12 protein-coding genes and 1 riboswitch are annotated in these 18,120 nt (G+C 45.6%); of the genes, 3 read left to right on the plus strand and 9 right to left on the minus strand.

Annotation, left to right across the window (positions count from 1 at the left end):
- Nucleotides 1-600 precede the first annotated feature (600 nt).
- The 3 genes from ACYQ2M_RS16115 (at nucleotide 601) to thiC (ending at nucleotide 4,650) form a co-directional block, all read left to right on the plus strand.
- The gene (locus ACYQ2M_RS16115; RefSeq protein ID WP_459917391.1) at nucleotides 601-2,025 is read left to right on the plus strand and encodes a trimethylamine methyltransferase family protein; all 1,425 of its coding nucleotides are present in this window, start codon (nucleotides 601-603) and stop codon (nucleotides 2,023-2,025) included.
- A 240-nt stretch (nucleotides 2,026-2,265) separates the two neighbouring features.
- A riboswitch (TPP riboswitch) is annotated at nucleotides 2,266-2,366 on the plus strand.
- Between the two features lie 313 nt (nucleotides 2,367-2,679).
- Complete coding sequence (thiE, locus tag ACYQ2M_RS16120; RefSeq protein ID WP_459917392.1) at nucleotides 2,680-3,360, plus strand: thiamine phosphate synthase; 681 nt, start codon at nucleotides 2,680-2,682, stop codon at nucleotides 3,358-3,360.
- A 3-nt stretch (nucleotides 3,361-3,363) separates the two neighbouring features.
- Nucleotides 3,364-4,650, plus strand: a complete 1,287-nt coding sequence (gene thiC, locus ACYQ2M_RS16125; protein ID WP_459917393.1) for a phosphomethylpyrimidine synthase ThiC — start codon at nucleotides 3,364-3,366, stop codon at nucleotides 4,648-4,650.
- 71 nt (nucleotides 4,651-4,721) lie between these two features.
- Here the strand turns inward: thiC and ACYQ2M_RS16130 are convergent, their stop codons facing one another.
- The 9 genes from ACYQ2M_RS16130 to ACYQ2M_RS16170 form a co-directional block, all read right to left on the minus strand.
- On the minus strand, nucleotides 4,722-5,087 hold the full coding sequence (locus tag ACYQ2M_RS16130) for a hypothetical protein (RefSeq protein ID WP_459917446.1): 366 nt from the start codon (nucleotides 5,085-5,087) through the stop codon (nucleotides 4,722-4,724).
- Between the two features lie 50 nt (nucleotides 5,088-5,137).
- Nucleotides 5,138-5,452 carry a hypothetical protein gene (locus tag ACYQ2M_RS16135; protein ID WP_459917394.1) on the minus strand — a complete coding sequence of 105 codons (315 nt, stop codon included), beginning with the start codon at nucleotides 5,450-5,452 and terminating at the stop codon, nucleotides 5,138-5,140.
- Nucleotides 5,453-5,567: 115 nt separating this feature from the next.
- Nucleotides 5,568-7,562, minus strand: a complete 1,995-nt coding sequence (locus ACYQ2M_RS16140; RefSeq protein WP_459917395.1) for a methyl-accepting chemotaxis protein — start codon at nucleotides 7,560-7,562, stop codon at nucleotides 5,568-5,570.
- Between the two features lie 526 nt (nucleotides 7,563-8,088).
- Nucleotides 8,089-9,804 carry a sigma-54 dependent transcriptional regulator gene (locus ACYQ2M_RS16145; RefSeq protein ID WP_459917396.1) on the minus strand — a complete coding sequence of 572 codons (1,716 nt, stop codon included), beginning with the start codon at nucleotides 9,802-9,804 and terminating at the stop codon, nucleotides 8,089-8,091.
- Nucleotides 9,779-11,257: a GAF domain-containing sensor histidine kinase gene (locus ACYQ2M_RS16150; protein ID WP_459917444.1), complete on the minus strand. Its 1,479-nt coding sequence runs from the start codon at nucleotides 11,255-11,257 to the stop codon at nucleotides 9,779-9,781. The genes ACYQ2M_RS16145 and ACYQ2M_RS16150 overlap by 26 nt, the downstream gene beginning before the upstream one ends.
- Nucleotides 11,254-11,607 (minus strand): hypothetical protein, encoded by a 354-nt coding sequence (locus ACYQ2M_RS16155; protein WP_459917397.1) that lies wholly within the window; start codon nucleotides 11,605-11,607, stop codon nucleotides 11,254-11,256. Before ACYQ2M_RS16155 ends, ACYQ2M_RS16150 begins: the two co-directional genes overlap by 4 nt.
- Nucleotides 11,608-12,144: 537 nt before the next feature.
- A complete protein-coding gene (locus tag ACYQ2M_RS16160; protein WP_459917398.1) occupies nucleotides 12,145-13,974 on the minus strand; it encodes a sigma 54-interacting transcriptional regulator in 1,830 nt (609 codons plus the stop codon).
- Nucleotides 13,975-14,290: 316 nt separating this feature from the next.
- Complete coding sequence (locus ACYQ2M_RS16165; protein WP_459917399.1) at nucleotides 14,291-16,093, minus strand: acyl-CoA dehydrogenase; 1,803 nt, start codon at nucleotides 16,091-16,093, stop codon at nucleotides 14,291-14,293.
- Nucleotides 16,094-16,500: 407 nt separating this feature from the next.
- On the minus strand, nucleotides 16,501-17,871 hold the full coding sequence (locus ACYQ2M_RS16170) for an acetyl-CoA hydrolase/transferase family protein (RefSeq protein ID WP_459917400.1): 1,371 nt from the start codon (nucleotides 17,869-17,871) through the stop codon (nucleotides 16,501-16,503).
- Between the last annotated feature and the right edge of the window lie 249 nt (nucleotides 17,872-18,120).

Below are 18,120 nucleotides of genomic sequence, written 5' to 3' on the forward strand. Positions count from 1 at the left end.
CCCCAAACTGATAAAACAAAAAATTGAATATGGAATAAGACTATTGGGAATCCCCATCATTTATATTTTTCAAACAACCGCTCAAGAGTCCCAAATGACGGGCGTTTCAATCAAAAAATAAACTTGCACAAATGCATATCAGTAAAAAAAAAATTTGACAAGCACAAAAAAATATGTATGTAACTATTTATGAGTATAATCCTCAATAACAGGAGTTAATCAGTAGGGGGCGTTGGGCAATGAAATCAAATTTCGTCACCATTCATTCAAAACACTTAAATTGTAGTGGTTATAACGGATTTTTTTGGGAGGGACTGGGCATAAATTTTTAAAATAATTGATGTGGTAAATAATGGCCTGATACGCCCAAAAGCCTTTGAATGAATTATTGGTCAATTTTAAATGGCAGCTTATCCATGATTATATGGCGTTTTGCCTATTGAACCAACCCCTCCCTCAAATCCGTTATAATCAGAAATTTTAATGTTTATATGTGATATATTAATTTAGTATTTACACGCTATGGTGAACATAGTAGTTATGCTCCATTATCTGGCTCTTTGGTTAACGCAAAAATTGCTTTAAATGGAGTATTGTGCAATGGCACACAATCAATATCCGTCAAGTTCCGCCGAGGAAATCCTGGATGATTCTCGATTTCGGCTTATACACAATGCCACCATGGCCATCCTTGAAAAACGGGGGATCCGGGTAGAATCCCCGAGACTGGTGGAATTTGCCACCCGACACGGCATCAGAAGTGATGGGAATATCCTTTTTTTCACCGAAGCCCAGGTGGAAACGGCCATTGCCCAGACTCCGGGCAGCTTTACCTTGCTGGCCCGTAATCCGTCTTTCCATGTAAACTTTGATCTGGATTCTGTTTTTTACGGCATGGGCAGATCCGCTCCTTTTATCATGCCCCCCACGGGAAAGCGACGTCAGGCCACCTGCCGGGATTATGTGGACACCATGAAGCTGGGGCAAATGCTGGATGCCATTGCCCTGGTCGGGACCCTGGTTTATCCCATGGGCCTTCCCACGGAACGGCTTTACGAATTCATGATGGCAGCCCAGATCCTTTATTCTGATAAGCCTTACATTGTGTCGTGCATTGATGATTTGAAATTGCTGTGTCGGGCCTTTGACGTAACGCTGGACGAGCTTCAAAGTTCTCCTGACAAGGTATTTGCCCAGGCAACCATTAATACCCTGTCTCCCCTGGCCCTGGCCGGGGATCAGGGGGAAATGCTCATGGCCATGGCCCGTCATAACATTGCCATATGCATATCTCCCTGCCCGTCGGCGGGCATGACTGGTCCCTGTTCCGTCATGGGGAATGTGGTTCTTAATAATTGTGAAGTGTTAAGCACACTTGTTCTGATTCAGTTGATTCAGCCGGGACTGCCTGTTTTTTATGGCGCGTTTCCCTGTGGTACGGACATGCGCTCCATGTGTGTTACCCTGGGAGGACCGGAGAGCCGAACCATGGCAGATCTGGCTGCGGATGTGGCCAAGCGCTATGGGCTCCTTACCCGGGGTAATGTGGGCATGAACGATTCCCAGGAGTGTGATTTCCATGCCGGCGCGGAGTCCATGTTTAACTTTGTGTGTGACACCCGGAACCGCATCAATTTCCTCCCCGGCTGCGGTATCCTGGCGGGTTTTGCTTCGGCCTCCCGGGAGAAGCTGATCATGGATGCGGAACTGGCCGATTATGTCCGGGGGTACACGGCATTTAGAGAAAGCCGACTGGATTCCCTTGATAATGTGGTGGATCTGCTTGTTAATTTAGGACCCCATGATAGTTTTATGACAAGTCCACACACACTTGCTGGATTTAAAACCGAACTGTTTCATCCCCGACTGTTTCCCCGGACCAACTATGACAAATGGGCTGCCCGGGAAAAATCCCTGGTTCAGCAGGCCTCGGACCGGGCAGATGAAATGCTGGCGGCCTATACCCTCCCGCCCATTGATCTGAATCTGAAAAAAGAATTGGAACAGATTGTGCTCAATTCTTAGACAATCAAAGGCAGTCTGAATATAAATACCTTTGCCAACCGGATAAGACCCTGGAATCCGATATGAGCCTTATATCTTTGGTTAGTTCATCAGGCATATGATGCGTTTTTTTAATCATAAATATACTGTGCCCTGTGATCCTTATCAAGGTAGATTGTAAAAATTGGCCAAGGCCTTATAGAATAACGATTTTAAAAAAATATTGACAAATTAGACTGAAAATTTCATACTTGTTGAAATTTTGTTTGCTGGGGGGGCTGTAAAAAGCTGAGAAGGTTAAAACCTGACCCTTGGAACCTGATACGGTTAATGCCGGCGTAGGGAAGCTATGGACATCTCGCAAGTCACTTCATATATTTTCCAAGAGAATTCCATTCCATTCCATTCACATCGTCATTTCCTGACCTGACAAGGCCAGATCCGTAGAGGTTCTTTTTGTTAACCGGCAGGGAGAGTTGTATCCGGGCGGGGGCAGCCTTGTATTATGGGCATTATTATCAAAAAATTCCGATTTTTATGGATATGGATGAATAATGTACATGCCGAACCCGTTGGTTTCGCCGAATAGGATGCCTGGCCCATAAAATAACTAAATCCCTCGTTTTTATAAAAATAAGGTCCGGAAACTGGATACTTGAGTCAAAGGATAGGGAAATGAAAGATACTGAAAATGTTAATCCTCAGGGAAAAATGGCCTTGCCCCAGGGAATTTATGGTATATTGGCGGAAAAATTTTCCCGGGGAAGGGACAATGTCACCGTGGCCCGACTCATGATTGAGGGGGGCATTGATATCATACAATACCGGGAAAAGCGCCATGAAAAAACCATGCAGAAGATGTATGAGGAATGTATGGCCATCCGGGAAATTACCTGGCAGGCGAAAATTCCTTTCATCGTCAATGATTTTGCCGATCTGGCCATGATGGTAAAGGCCGATGGGGTTCATGTGGGGCAGGATGATCTGCCGGTGAAGGCGTTGCGAAATCTGGTGGGGACTAAAATGATGATCGGGTGTTCCACCAACTGCCCGGATCATGCAAAAAAAGCCATTAAAGATGGGGCAGATCACATCGGGGTGGGACCGATTTTTGCCACCCGGACCAAAGAGGATGCCGCTGATGTTGTGGGCTTGTCCTATCTTCATCATGTTGCCACCCGGTATACCATTCCCTTTGCTGCCATTGGCGGGATTAAAAAGGACAACCTTGCAGAAGTCGTGGCAACGGGTGCCCGGTGCATCTGCCTTGTAAGTGAGATTGTGGGGGCAGACGATATTCCTGCCACCATCCGAGAAATAAAAAAAATATACAATGACTCAATTGAAGGAATATAAAAAATGAGCACATATACCACCCAGATGGACGCTGCCAGAAAAGGCATTGTAACCCCCCAGATGACAGATGTACTTGCCATGGAAAGGATTTCCGAAAAAGACCTTCTGGCGGGAATTGCCGCAGGAGAGATTACCCTGCCTGCCAATATTCACCATAAAAATCTCAAGGGCATTGCCATTGGCAGGGGATTAACGACCAAGGTGAATGTCAATCTCGGGGTGTCAAAAGACTGCTGTCATTTTGACCTGGAGCTTGATAAAGCCGACATGGCCGTTGCCATGAAGGCGCATTCGGTGATGGATCTTTCTGTCTCGGGGGATACCCGGGCCTTTAGAAAAAAGCTGGTGGAGAAAATGCCCGTGATGATCGGCACGGTTCCCATATACGACACCCTTACCCGTACGGGAAAAAAGGGGGAAGAGATCACCCTTGAAGAGTGGTTTGAAACCGTTGAGATACATGCGGCGGACGGGATTGATTTTATCACCATCCATGCAGGTTTAACCCAGAAAGTGGTGCAGAGTATCCACACCAATCCCAGACTTACAGGGGTGGTGAGCCGGGGCGGGGCCATTCTCATGGAATGGATGATTAAAAATAAAAAAGAAAATCCCTTTTATGAGCATTTTGACAGGCTTTTGGATATCTGTGAAAAAAATGATATCTGCATCAGCCTTGGCGATGGCCTGCGCCCTGGCTGTCTGAAAGACGCCACGGACGGTCCCCAGATTGAAGAGTTGATTACCCTGGGGGAACTGACCAAAAGCGCTTGGAAAAAGAACGTACAGGTAATGATCGAAGGGCCGGGCCATGTGCCGTTGAATGAGATTGAAATGAACATGAAGCTTCAGAAAAAGCTCTGCCACAATGCTCCTTTTTATGTGCTGGGGCCCCTGGTGACGGATATTGCACCGGGATATGATCACATCACCTCTGCCATTGGCGGCGCTTTGGCTGCCATGCACGGGGCAGATTTTCTCTGTTATGTCACCCCGGCGGAGCATCTGCGCCTGCCTGAGCTTTCCGATGTGAAAGAGGGGATCATGGCTTCCCGCATTGCAGCCCATGCTGCTGATATTGCCAAGGGCATCCCCGGGGCCATGGAGCCTGATATCAAAATGGGCAAGGCTCGGTTTGAACTGGATTGGGAGGGACAGTTTGAAGTTGCCATGGACCCTGAGAAGGCCCGGGCATATCGGGCATCTTCCCAGCCGGAAGAGGAGTCTGTGTGCACCATGTGCGGGGAATTTTGCGCGGTTAAGCGAAGCCGTGATATGCTTGCTTCATAACGGTCATGGCCTGTTTGGCCATGTTCTGCAGAATATCAATGTCGGGGCCCCGGAACTGTGCCTTATGCTTTTCATTGAGGTGAAGGGGATTTCGAAGGGGAGGACTCGATGGACCTGTTGTCAAGAATATTTCGAATAGTTATTAATAGATCGTCATTTGATACGGGTTTCATTAAAATTTTGTCAGGTTTAGTCTGACCAGCCATTCCGTTGAGGGCTTTGATGCTGTTGGCATAGGAACTGACCCGATAACCATAACGGCTCAGTATCTGCTCAAGCATCACAAGAATGGTTTTTTCATCATCAACCACAAGAATGCTCTCTTGCCCATTAAGTTGATGGCCGGGATGATGCTTGGCAGACAGTCTTTGTTTGGTGGGGCTAATTTCAGGAAGATACACAAAAAAAGATGTGCCTTTGTCGGGTTTGCTGTGCACTATGATTTCACCATGATAATTTTTCACAATACCATGAACAACGGCAAGCCCTAACCCGGTTCCTTTACCTTTTTCCTTGGTTGTAAAATAAGGTCAAAAATCCTTTTAATTGTATGAGTATCCATTCCTTTACCCGTGTCTGTAATTTCAAGGCAAATTCTTGCATGTTCGTGAATAACAAGCTCCCTTTTTTCAAGGTGATTTTTGTAAAAGGTCAGTTGCTTTTCCACTTTTTTTTGTTTTAATACGATTTGTTTTTGTTCTAATTTTTGAAATGCTAATTTGGACAATTGGTTTGCCATTAAGAATAGCATTTCGCCGAATATACTTGTAACAAGATCTTTGCCAAATTTAAAATTTAGCACCCTTCACATCAGCCCCCAAAGTACGTTGCATTTTTGGAGCAATCGTTCCTGAAAGATTAGGATGATTGCTCCAAGAAGTGTAAACTGGCAAGTGAGGCAAGTGAAGGATGCCCCCTTAGAAATTGGTAAAATTCTCATCCTCGTCAAAAGGGATCACCTCATTTGGCTTGACCTCATTTGAACCATGGCTCAGCATTTTTCCTTTTTGCTGTTGAATTGTGCGGGGATTGTTGCTGGTGGGTTTCATCTGTCTTGGGCGGGCGACAGGCTGATTTAATGCGTTGCTCTGGTTACGGTTGCCCGTAACAATAATGACCAAATCCTCCACATACTTTTTGAGTTGTTCTGCCTGGGCGCTCATTTCCTCTGATGCAGACGCAGACTCTTCGGCATTGGCTGCATTTTGCTGGACGACCTTATCCATTTCGGTGATGGCAATGTTGACCTGACTGATCCCATTGGATTGTTCCCGGGATGCTTGACTGATTTCAGATACCAGGTTGGCGACTTTTGTAGTGCTGTTTGCCATCTTAAGAAAGGCTTCATTGGTGGTGGAGACCAGAACAGAACCATCGTTGACTTTTTTAACGGTCCCTTCGATGAGTTCCGAGGTGTTTTTGGCCGCTTGGGCGGCTTTCATGGCCAGATTTCTTACTTCATCGGCCACCACGGCAAAACCAGCACCGGCTTCACCTGCCCGGGCAGCTTCCACAGCTGCATTCAGGGCCAGAAGATTAGTCTGAAATGCAATTTCATCAATGGTTTTAATAATCTTGGAAGTGTCTTCACTGGCCTTTGAGATCTCCTCCATGGATTGGATTAAATCGTGCATGGAGGTGTTCGCGGTGTTCACCACATGGCCTGCCTCTTCCATGAGAGAATTGGCAATACCCGCGTTTTCTGCATTGCTTTTTGTCATGGAGGACATCTCTTCCATGGACGAAGAGGTCTCCTCAATGGAGGCTGCCTGTTCAGATGAACCTTCGGCCAGGGACTGGCTGGCAGAGGAGACCTGGCCCGAGGCCGAGGCAACTTGGTCGGAGCCTTCATTTAGACCTGCAATGATGCGATTAATTGGTTTTGTGATGCTGCGGGTTATGACAAATGTCACAAGAATACCCAGTACAAGGGCTATGATAAGTCCGATTATCATGATGGTGGAGGCAAGGGAAAGGGCGCTCATGGTTTCCTTGGCAATTGTTTGTGTGGATTCCATGCCTGTATGGGCTACGACATCACAGGTATCGGTGACACTATTTCCTGCAATGGTTCTTTGTTCTGCCAGTTTTTCCAGTGTAAGCCAGTTTTCCAGGAAGTCGATCATGGCCTGATTGTAGGAAGTTCCGGCCATTTTGATTTCATCAATTCGCTTGTGATCCTCGGAACGGAAGGTTATTTTTTTCAGTGCTGCAATTTCGTTGTTTATTTTTGGAAAATATCCCATGGCATCTTTCATTATTTCAGGGCTGCGCAGGGCCTGGGATTTGAAGGCTCCGATTCTGGCCTCATGTCCATAATCAATGACATTGTTGATCATGGTTACTTTGGACAGTCTTTCAAGGATAGCCTTGCTGTTTCCTTCATTTCCAGCGTTTATTTCCTCTGTCAACTTCTCATTTTGACCAGACAGATAGGCTTTGCAATTGTCCATGTATTTCTCGGCAGATGCGTTCAGCGCTTCTCTGTTGGCGGCTATTTGTTTATTGAGATCAAAGGTTTGCTGGATCAGGGCTTCGTATGTGTCAAGGGCTTTGGTGCCATCCTGAAGAAGGATTCCCAGTTCTTTTAAATGGGGTGATGCGGTCTGAAGGGTGTGACCTTTTTCCAGAGATGCGTGCGTCTTTTTGAGATTTTCCTGGGTTTTTTTGTAGAAGGTTTCCTTTGCTGTATATCCATATCCCCTCATTTCAAACATCACGCCATTGACAGCCCCTTTTAGCTCCATGGCCACAGCCACCTCCGGCACATACTCACGACCCAGCGTGGTGGCTTGATTTCCCACTTTATCCATGTTCCAGATGGCCATAGAACCCAGTGCCATGGCAATTATTATGAGAAGGGCAAAACCTGAGGCAATTTTTAAACCTAAACCTAAACTGAAATTTTTCATTGGAATCCTTATTAATTTGAATTGTTCTGAAAAGAAAGGCTCATTTCGTGTTTCAGGGGTCTTGGATGCACAGTGGTAAGTTCTCAATAAACCAGGGCAATAAAGCATGATTAGATCTTTACTTACCCGGCATCATTAAGATTTGGATCTTGAAAATATCTTGTTTGCCCCAATTTATTGAGAGCTTATGCTCATAATTTTTAACCTCTTTAAATTATTGTAAATTTTTGTGACATTCACCTGGTCGCCTGCATGATCGGATAATTTTAAATAGTTACATGTGAGTTTAAAAATAAGACCCCTAATTTAACAAAGCCAAAAACAAATATCTTGAATTTGCAATTTGTATGCAAAACATAGGAAAAATATTTAATAAAGTTTTTTATTTTTTTTGTCAGATTGTTGAGGTAGCTATAAGTAATTGTAAGTGGTTATAGGTATCTATATGGGAGGCATGTCCTGGGGAGGGGGGGTAAAAAGTGTGCGCGGCACACCTGTGCGCGGCACATAACTGTGCACTGCACAGTTATGTTATTTGATATTCCTCAATCTTTCGATAGATTGTTCTGCGGCCGATGCCGAGCAGACGGGCCGCTTTGGATTTATTTCCGTCCGTTTGTGCCAATGCGTTACATATGTCTTCTTTGGTGACAGTTGATTTTTTTGAGCATAAGGTTTGTTCTTTGTTTAAATGTTCTTTTAATTCCAAAGGTAGATGTTCTACCAGCATGGTCTCCCCCTGACATAAAACAAAACCATGTTCTATTGCATGATTCAACTCTCTTATGTTTCCGGGCCAGGAATAATTCATAAAGGCAGTCATTACCTCATTGGACAGTCCGTTAATCTTTTTTTTGAACCGGGAATTGAACACATCCAAAAAGTGTTGTGACAAAAGAGGTATATCTTCACGTCTTTGGGCAAGTGAAGGAATCGGAAGCTCCACAACCTTGATCCGGTAATATAAATCTTCTCTGAACTCGCCATTTTTAACCTTTTTCTTTAGATTGCAATTTGTAGCAGAAATAATGCGTACATTAATTTTTATCGGGATTGAATCCCCAACCCTTTCGATTTCCTGTTCCTGGAGCACCCTTAATAGTTTAAGCTGGATTGAAGGAGAAATATCGCCGATTTCATCCAGAAAAATTGACCCCTTGTCTGCCATTTCAAATCGACCCTTCTTGTTATTAACAGCACCTGTAAATGCGCCTTTAACATGTCCGAACAATTCACTTTCAAGAAGATTTTCAGCAAGGGCACTGCAATTTATTTTTACAAAAGGGCCTTTTTTAAGGATACTGTTATAATGAATGGCATTGGCCACAAGTTCTTTGCCTGTTCCGGTTTCACCGGTAATCAAAACGGTACTGTCGGTTTCTGCTAGATTGTCCAGGATGGTATAAATTTTTTGCATTCGGCTGCTTTTTCCGATGATACGGTGAAACTGATGTCGCTCTTTCAATTGGGATTCAAGATGGGTAAGTCTTGTAATATCCCTTACAACAAGGACAGCTCCAAGGGAGTTAATCCCGTCATCTTTGAGGGGTGAACTGGTTAAAAGCACTACCTGCTGCGGGTTGTCGGAATGCCTGCATTCAATTCGAATTTCCTCGGTTGTTTTTTTTGTTTTCAACGTTTCTTTTAAAAGTTCAATGCAGGATCTGCTACAATCTGTTGGAATCTCTTCAATATTTTTCCCAATGATATTTTTCATGGAAAATTTGCAGATATGATTTGCCGCCTCATTGACTTCAATCACCTGTAGGGTATTGTCCACCGTGATAATCCCATCTTTTAAACTTCTGAAGATGGCCTCCATATTACGACGAACCCTTAGATTCTCCGATTCCAGCTGCCTTTTATTGTCCAAAAGTGTTTTGTGTCGAAGTCCATGATGGATGATGCGTAAAAGAGTCTCCTTTCGAATGGGTTTGGCAATATAGTCAAAGGCACCAAGTCGGACGGCTTCTGCTGAGGTTTCAAGATTGGGTTCCCCGGTTATCATGATAACCGGGCAATCAAACCCCTTGTTTTTTATTTCATGGAGAAGAGCAATGCCGGTGTGGCCCCCAAGGATAATATCGGTAATTATCAGATCCGGCTTAGTGTTTGAAATGATTTTAAGCGCTGAATCATAGTCCATGGCCGTCATTACCTCATAGTCCTGTTCCCCAAGAATCATTTCAAAGGCAAAACGGATATTTTCTTCATCATCAACCACAAGAATTTTGGATTTCACATTTCCCCCTTGATGGCCATTTGGTGTTGTTGATCGGCAGGTCGATCATGACTTTTGTATACTGATTTGATTGGCTTTCAAACCTGAGTTTTCCTCCATGGGCTTTGATGATGCCATGGCTGACGGAAAGCCCTAATCCTGTTCCCTCCCCATGGGGTTTGGTGGAAAAAAAAGGATCAACAACGCGATTGATATGGTTTGGAGCAATTCCTGTGCCCCTGTCATAAAAGGTTATGCGGACATATTCATTGTTCCCGATCTTAATGATTTCTCCAATTATTTCGAGAGTTTTATTTTTATGAAAGCCTGTGTGTCTTGTATTTAACGCATACCGGGCATTGCTGAGAATATTCAAAAAAACCTGTTGAATTTCCTGGCTGCGCGCTTTGATTTTCGGCAGATCAGAGGGAATGTTTACCGATAAATGTATACCATCCTTATGGATTTGTTTTTCCACAAGCTCAAGTGCCGCTTGCAGGATATCTTTTATATGGACTGGACCATGTTCTTCTTTTTTATCCCTTGCAAATGAAAGCAGGTTTTTGACAATATTTCCAATGCGTTCTCCTTCGTGGATGATTCGTTCGGGAATTTTCTTGTCTCCGCCAAGTTTGTGGAATTTATCCGTAAGAATTTCAGCAAGACTTATAATGCTGGTAATTGGATTATTGATCTCATGGGCAACACCGGCGGCAAGTTCACCCAGGGAAGCAAGACGGTCTGCACGCAGGGTCTCTGCCTGAATATATTTTTTTTCGGTAATATCTCTTATGGCGACGACAGATTTCATAACTCCGTCTGCTTCCTGGAAGGGAGAAAAAACAACATCATATTGTTTTTGATTTAAAGGAGGTGTCTCCAGTTGGTGAATACGATTCTTACCCAGGGTCTTTTGCATAAGGCAGAATTCGCAAGGTTTTTTCCGTTGAAAAATGCCTTGATAACATTTTTTGCCGGTCAGCTTTCCAAATGTTTTTTTGGAAACCATATTTTGAAATTCAATGAGGTAGTCCTTGTTGACAATGTACAGACTGTCTCCAATGGCATTTAAAACACTTTGGAGTTTTTCATGTTCGGTACGCAAGAAATTTTTAGCCTGGCGAAGATTTTTCTGGGCACGGATTGCCATAATGCCATGGGATATATCATTTGCAAGCTCCTCTAAAAGTTCTGCCTCTTCAACACCAAAGGCATCCTCTTCGGCAGCATAAATACACAAAGAGCCAAAGACTTGACTGTCGAACACCAGCGGTAAAGCAATGCCTGAAAGGAGTCCTTGCTCTTTTGCTAATTTTTCCCAGGGAATAAAATTAGGGTCAGACGAGATTTTAGGGCAGATAATCGGTTTGCACTCCCGAATTGACCTCCCTGCAGGGCCTTGCCCCCATTTTGTATCAGCCCAGGTAACCTGCAGGTTGTCAAGAAACTCCTGTCCAAAACCATACCGGGCTATGGGCCGTACGTTTTTTCTTTGTCATGGACGGCATATCCTATCCATGCAAACCTGTAATTTCCTTTTGTAACAAGGAGATGGCAGATATGATTAAGAATTTGAGTTTCATTTTTTGCGTGCCCGATAATTCTGTTGGTTTCGGTGAGCAACCTCAATGCCCTACTGGTTTTACGTACAGCTTCCTGGGCCAACTTATTTTCGGTGATGTCCCGCAAAAGTGCATGGGACAAAGAAACCCCATTCATTTCTATTGATGTAAGCATCACTTCTACAGGAAATTTTTCGTCATTGGCACGTTTCCATGTCCATTCAAATCGATGATTTCCGTGGATATAAGCCCGTTTACTCATTTCAATATATTTATCCTTTGATCCATCAACCAATCTATTTCAATGGTAGACCAAAAACTTGTGATTCCTTTATTTGTTGTAGAGGTTTATTATCACAGTAAAATAAAAAAATGAAGCCTGCCTCTGACACAAGGTGGCCGACACTGTGATCAAGCTCAGCTTTTCATTGAGTTAAAAGGGATTCTAATAGTGGCGGACAAAGATAGCTTTGATACTCAACGTTCGGGCTTCATTTCAAGGCTGGCGTTTTTATATGCGCCAACGGGGTCAGGCTTGTGTTATTGTGTTTTTGACAATATCCTGTGCTTCAAGACAGAGTGTTACAAAAGCGCTAATAACGCAAGCCTGACCCCACCACGAAAGGCGAACACCGAGAGTTGAGTTTGATGTTAAAAATATCTCGGATAGTTTTGCCCAATGCCTGTGGCAAATTCATGTGCTAAGGGAGTTAGCCGTTTTTAAGGATGATGGGTCAGGGCAAATGGAGGAGAGAACAGCACGGTCATTTGGGAAGGGGGGCAGGGATGGAAGGTGATATTATTCCAGATTGTATTTTTTCATTTTGGTGAAAAGGGTCTTGCGGTGGATACCAAGGTAAGCAGCGGTTTTTGATTTAAGCCATCTATTATCTTCCAGTGCTTTGGTAATCAGGCGTTTTTCCACAGTGTCCAGCATGGCGTTAAGATTCATCTCCCCTTTGTTTGCATCCATGTCATGGGTGGCAAGTGCCATGTCTTTTTTATGCTCGGGCTCTGAAAATGTGTCAAGAAATTCACATTCGTTTAAGGTTACATAACGGTCCAGGGTATTTTGCAGTTCCCGAACATTGCCCGGCCAGCTATGGTTAATAAAGGCATCCATGACATGTTTGTCTATGGTGGGAATAAGATTTTTATCGTATTTGGATAAAAAATGGTCAATCAGCAGGGGCAGGTCCTCTTTTCGTTCCCTTAAGGGGGGCAGTTTGATGGGGATAATATTAATCCTGTAGAAAAAATCCTCCCGCATGAGCCCCTGTTGTACCAGCTGCTTCAGATTCTTATTGGTGGCAGCCACAATGCGTAGATTTGGTTTTTTCAATTGATTGCCACCCACCGGGGTAAAACCACCTCCTTCAATGCTTCTTAACAGCTTTACCTGTATATTCAGGCCGATGTCCCCGATTTCATCCAGAAAGAGCGTTCCCTTGTCGGCAATGTCCAGAAATCCATTTTTATCCTTGTCCGCGCCGGTGAAAGCACCCTTGCGGTATCCGAAAAATTCACTTTCAATGATATGTTCACTGATGGCGGCACAGTTTACCGGCACAAACCGCTGACTGGAACGGGCGCTGAGTTTATGTATGGCACTGGCAACCAGCTCTTTACCCGTGCCGGATTCACCGGAAATAATAACATGGGCATCGCTGGCAGCGGCCCTTAAAATAAGATCGTATACGCTCTGCATGGCCGTACTTTTACCGATGATGTCTCCGAATCTGTAGCGATCCTTCATCACGGAACGGAGAATTTTATTTTCGCTTCGATAATAATTGACATTTTCAGCAATTTTTTCTTCCCGCTGCTTGCGGTCGGTGATATCCATCATGATGGTCTGGACACCGGAGATTTTATCAAACCGGCTGTAGCTCGGGGATTGAATCACCGAGTACCAACGGCCGTCCCGGGGGCTTTTATCTTCTCTTTTGGACACCTCCCCCATGAAGACATCCTTTAATCGACACCAGGGGCAGGGAAACTTCAGTCCATGCACCACCCGATAGCATTTTTCCCCCACAGCATTGTAGCCCACCCGGGCCGTCAGTGTGGTATTCATGAAGGTGATTTTGTAATCCCAGGAAAGGGTGAAAATAAAACCTTCAAAGGCACTGACAATGCCTTTTAGCCGGGATTCACTCTCGCTTAATCTTTTTTCTGCTATTTTACGCTGGGTGATATCCATGAAGGAGGCAATGCTCCGGGTGGTTTCGGGAATCATGCCCACTTTCATGTATATATTTTTTATGTCCCCGTCTTTATTGAAGATCCGGCACTCGTACTCGGTGGGGATGTCCGGGATTCCTTTTCGACGACCATAGTGATAATACTGCATTTTTTTATTGTCTTCGGGAATGACAAATTCCGACCATCGCATGGCATTTTCAATCTCATTTTTATCATAGCCGGTCAGAGCCGCGAACTGGGCATTGGCAAAGAGGATCAGCATGTCCTTGTCAATGATGATGGTGCCTGAACCCGTGTTTTCAAAGACACTTCGATACATCTCTTTTTCCTGGCGAATGATTTCCAGCTGTTCATTCACCGCTGTATCAGGGGCAGTATCCAGGGCACACGGCATGTTATTTTCATGATTTTTGGAGGTATTCATGGCCAACATCATTAGCATGGTATTGTAAAAAATCAAGTATAAACAAAAAATTAGGTTTTATCCCAACTACTGGGCTTGATAACTAGATAGAGCACTCATCACAACCGCTGTAGCAACGGGATCAGGCTTGTGTCATTGTACTTTTGAAAAGCGCAGGGTATTTGAGGATAAACCTGTCCGCATTTTCTGCGCTTTAGACCGGCAAGGGCCGCCCCACGGTCCGGGGTCGGATCCACTGATCGTAGGGGGCGGCTTAATACCCGTTTTAGTATTCGTTGCTTCAACGGTTGATATGCTATTTTTTTGAAAAAAAGTATTATTTGCCGCCAAAGGCCGCATCATCCATTTCTGCTGCAACGGCATCGCCTTTTCGGATGGCCTCCAGCCGTCCCCGGGTGATGGGCAAAATGGTGTTGATAAAAAATCGAGCCGTCTGCACCTGTCCCTGGTAAAAAGCGGTGTCTTTTTTCTTTACCCCTATTTTGGGCGCGGCCACACCGGCCCGCCACAACAGCATCCAGGCCATGACCAGATCCCCGGTGACCTCCATGAAGGGATGGGAGAAGGCAAAGGCCTCCAGCACTTTTCCCGACTGGGGCATGTGGGCAAGGTGGTTTGCTGTTTCCTTATATGCTTCAAAAAATATTTCCAGGGATTGGGCCAGACCGTCAACCTGTTCCACGGTTTTGGATACCGTGATCACCCGCTGAATCTGATCCAGAAAATGCTTGAACGGTTCCCCGTTGTACATGGTCAGTTTGCGGCCCATGAGATCCATGGACTGGATGCCGTTGGTGCCTTCATAGAGCATGAAAATTCTGGAATCACGCAACAGCTGGGCTACGGGAAATTCCTCTATGAATCCATAACCGCCGTATATCTGGATGCCGTGGTTGCAGACTTCAAAGGCCTTGTCTGTGACATATCCCTTGATGATGGGGGTTAATACCTCAAGCAGGGTGGAAATCTGCTGTTTTTCCGTTTCATCAGCAGCAATGGCCATACGGTCGTGGCATAACCCGCCATAATACACCAGGCTTCGCATGCCCTCCACCCAGGCTTTCATCATGAGCAGCTGCCGTTTTACATCGGGATGATTGATGATGGATACGGCCTTGGCGCCCGCAGGGTCGGTGAGGCCCTTGCTTTGCACACGGTCTCTGGCATAATTGACGGCATATATATAGGATGCCGAGGCATTGGCAAATCCCTGTAGCCCCACCATTTGCCGGGCCTCGTTCATCATTAGAAACATGGCGGCCATGCCCTTGTTTTTTTCCCCAAGCAAGGTGGCCTTGCATTGCCCCTTGCCTCCCAGTTCCAGGGAACAGGTGGCAGAGCCATGGAGTCCCATTTTTTCTTCAATGCCTGTACAAACAACATTGTTGAATTCACCGGGGGTGCCATCCTCATTTAATCGAAATTTGGGTGCCAGGAAAAGAGAAATACCCTTGATGCCCGCCGGTGCATCTTCCAGACGAGCCAGTACCGGATGGATAATATTTTCTGTCAGATCATGCTCGCCGCCGGAAATGAAAATTTTATTCCCTTCAAGTGAGTATGTGCCGTCGCCATTGTCTTTGGCAATGGTGGAAACCGCTGCCAGGTCTGATCCTGCATCGGGCTCGGTGAGCAGCATTGTACCTGCCCATTTGCCGGACAGCATATTTTTAAGATAGGTTTCTTTTTGATCCTCGGTGCCGAAGGCCTTCACCAGCATTGCGGCCCCATGGGTCAACAGATTGTACAGCATAAATGAATTGCAGGCCCCGTAAAAATACTCGTTGGCGGCCATGGCCACGCTTTTGGGCATGCCCTGTCCCCCCCATCGGGGCTCATCGGTCATTGCCAGCCATTCGCCATCATTGTATGTTTCCATGGCCTTGTGAAACCCTTCGGGAACTTTTACATCACCATTATTAAAGGTACATCCCTCATCACTGGGTTTTTGAAGGGGCAGCATCTCTTTCACCGCCAGATTTCTGGCTTCAGATACGATGAGATCAATGGTTTTTCTACCAAATTCGCTGAAGTGTTCTGCCTTTGTTAAGTTTTCAACTTCCAGTTGTTCGTGGAGTACAAAATCAATGTCTCTTCGATCTGCAATGAGTTGTGCCATTTTGTTTTTTCCTTTTATTTTTATATGAAACTCCGTCCAACATCCTGTAATGATAAGCGTTTCAACTTTCGCTGTGGCAGGTGGTTACTGCCATGTATGTTCTATGAAACTCCGTACAAAAGTTTGGAATTATAGGGGGATTTTTTTTCGTTATGGCTGATCTTTACAGCCATGTGGCTTTATATGAAAAGGTAGCCTTCAAGTCTACCTCAGCAGAGCCTGCGGCGGGCGATGAGACCGGCCCGTTCGGACCCAAAGGCGATCAGTCCATTTGCCCTGCCGGGCGTTAAGAAGCGCAGGCTGTTTGAGGACAAACCTGCCCGCAGTTTCTGCGCTTTAGACCGCCAGAGCTAAAGGGCCCCCGACGGTCCTCCGGGGTCGGTCCGATCGTTCGCCGTTAAATCAGATCAGGCGGCCGCGTTGATACGATTCTTCCGGTTCTGGTTTACCCAGATGTTCATTTTTTCAGCTTCCCGGATCAGTTCGTCCCGGAAATCAGGATGGGCAATGCTGATGAGAGCTTCGGCCCGTTCCCAGGTGGATTTTCCCTTGAGATTGACTTTGCCGAACTCCGTCACCACATACTGGGTAATGGTGCGGGGCAGGGTGACGATGCTGCCGGGATCAAAAACCGGTCGGATGCGGGAACTTACCGTGCCGTCCTTGGCCGTCACCGTGGAGGAGAGACAGATAAAGGATTTTCCGCCCTGGGAATGGAAAGCCCCGTAAGCAAAATCAAATTGTCCCCCGGTACCGGTGATGTGGCGAAATCCTGAAGACTCGGAAGAGACCTGACCGTAAAGATCCACTTCAATGGCGTTGTTGATGGAGACCACATTGTCATTGGCGGAAATATGGGCAAGGTTGTTGGTGTAACCCACGGAATAGCTGGCACATACAGGATTTCTGTCTATGAAATCATAGAGTTCCTGGCTTCCAAGGGCAAAGGTGTAGACCATGCGTCCCGGGTCCAGAGTCTTTTTTAAATTGGTGATCCTGCCTGCCTTGAACATCTCCAGATAGGAATCTGCAAGCATCTCCGTGTGAACTCCCAGATCCTTGAGATCCGACTGTGAAATCAGTTTGCCCACAGCATTGGGCAATCCGCCGATGCCAAGCTGGATGCATGCGCCGTCCCGGATCTCTGAAACAATGAAATCGGCAATTTTACGGTCGGTTTCGGTGATGGGGGGTGCACCGATGGTTAAGATGGGCTTATTATCCGATTCCACAACGTAATCCACTTCAGAGATGTGAAGAGATTCTCCTGTGCCGCCCAGGCAAAGGGGAAGGGTTTCATTGACCTCCACAATGACGGTTTTCGCGTTTTCAATGATGGCTCGCTGGAAAGAGTTTGCCACACCAAAATTAAAATTACCAAACGCGTCCATGGGGGTGGTGCGAACCATGCAGACGTCGGTGACAAGGTTTCCTTCATAATGGGAGGGCCCTTCGTTGTAAATAAAGGGAATATAATGGCAGTTGCCGTTGTCGTGGTTTTTCCGGTCTCCGCTGCTGAAGTGCCAGTTGTTATAGATCAACCGGCCCTGGGCCTTGTCTGCCATGGCCACCTGGGCTTTGCCGGGGAATGCCAGTGCCCTTATTTTAACATCCTGGAGTTCGTTCACTCGCTGTGCCAGGGCGGCATCAAGGGTTTCCGGGCTTGCGGCAAAGCCACCATAGTCAATCCAGTCCCCTGATTTCACCACCTGAACTGCTTTTTGTGCACTTGTTGTTTTTGCCTGGTATTCTCCATAAATTTTTGATAAAAAACTCATCTGGATAACTTCCTCCTGTTACGATGCGAGTGTTCAGAGTTGGATGCAACCCACAGAATGCCCTGTTCCGGAGTTGGCGCTGATTTTTTTATGATTCTGTAATGCAATAGGAATGCCATGTGGAAATATAAATTTTAAGCTATTGTATTTAAAGGATAAATAATATCTGGTGGTTTTGTCCTGTTTCCCCGGGCCAATGCAATCATCCAGGTAGAGGCGTGGTGAAATCACCACATTAAAAATGATTGG

The sequence above is a fragment of the Desulfocicer niacini genome (assembly GCF_054657595.1).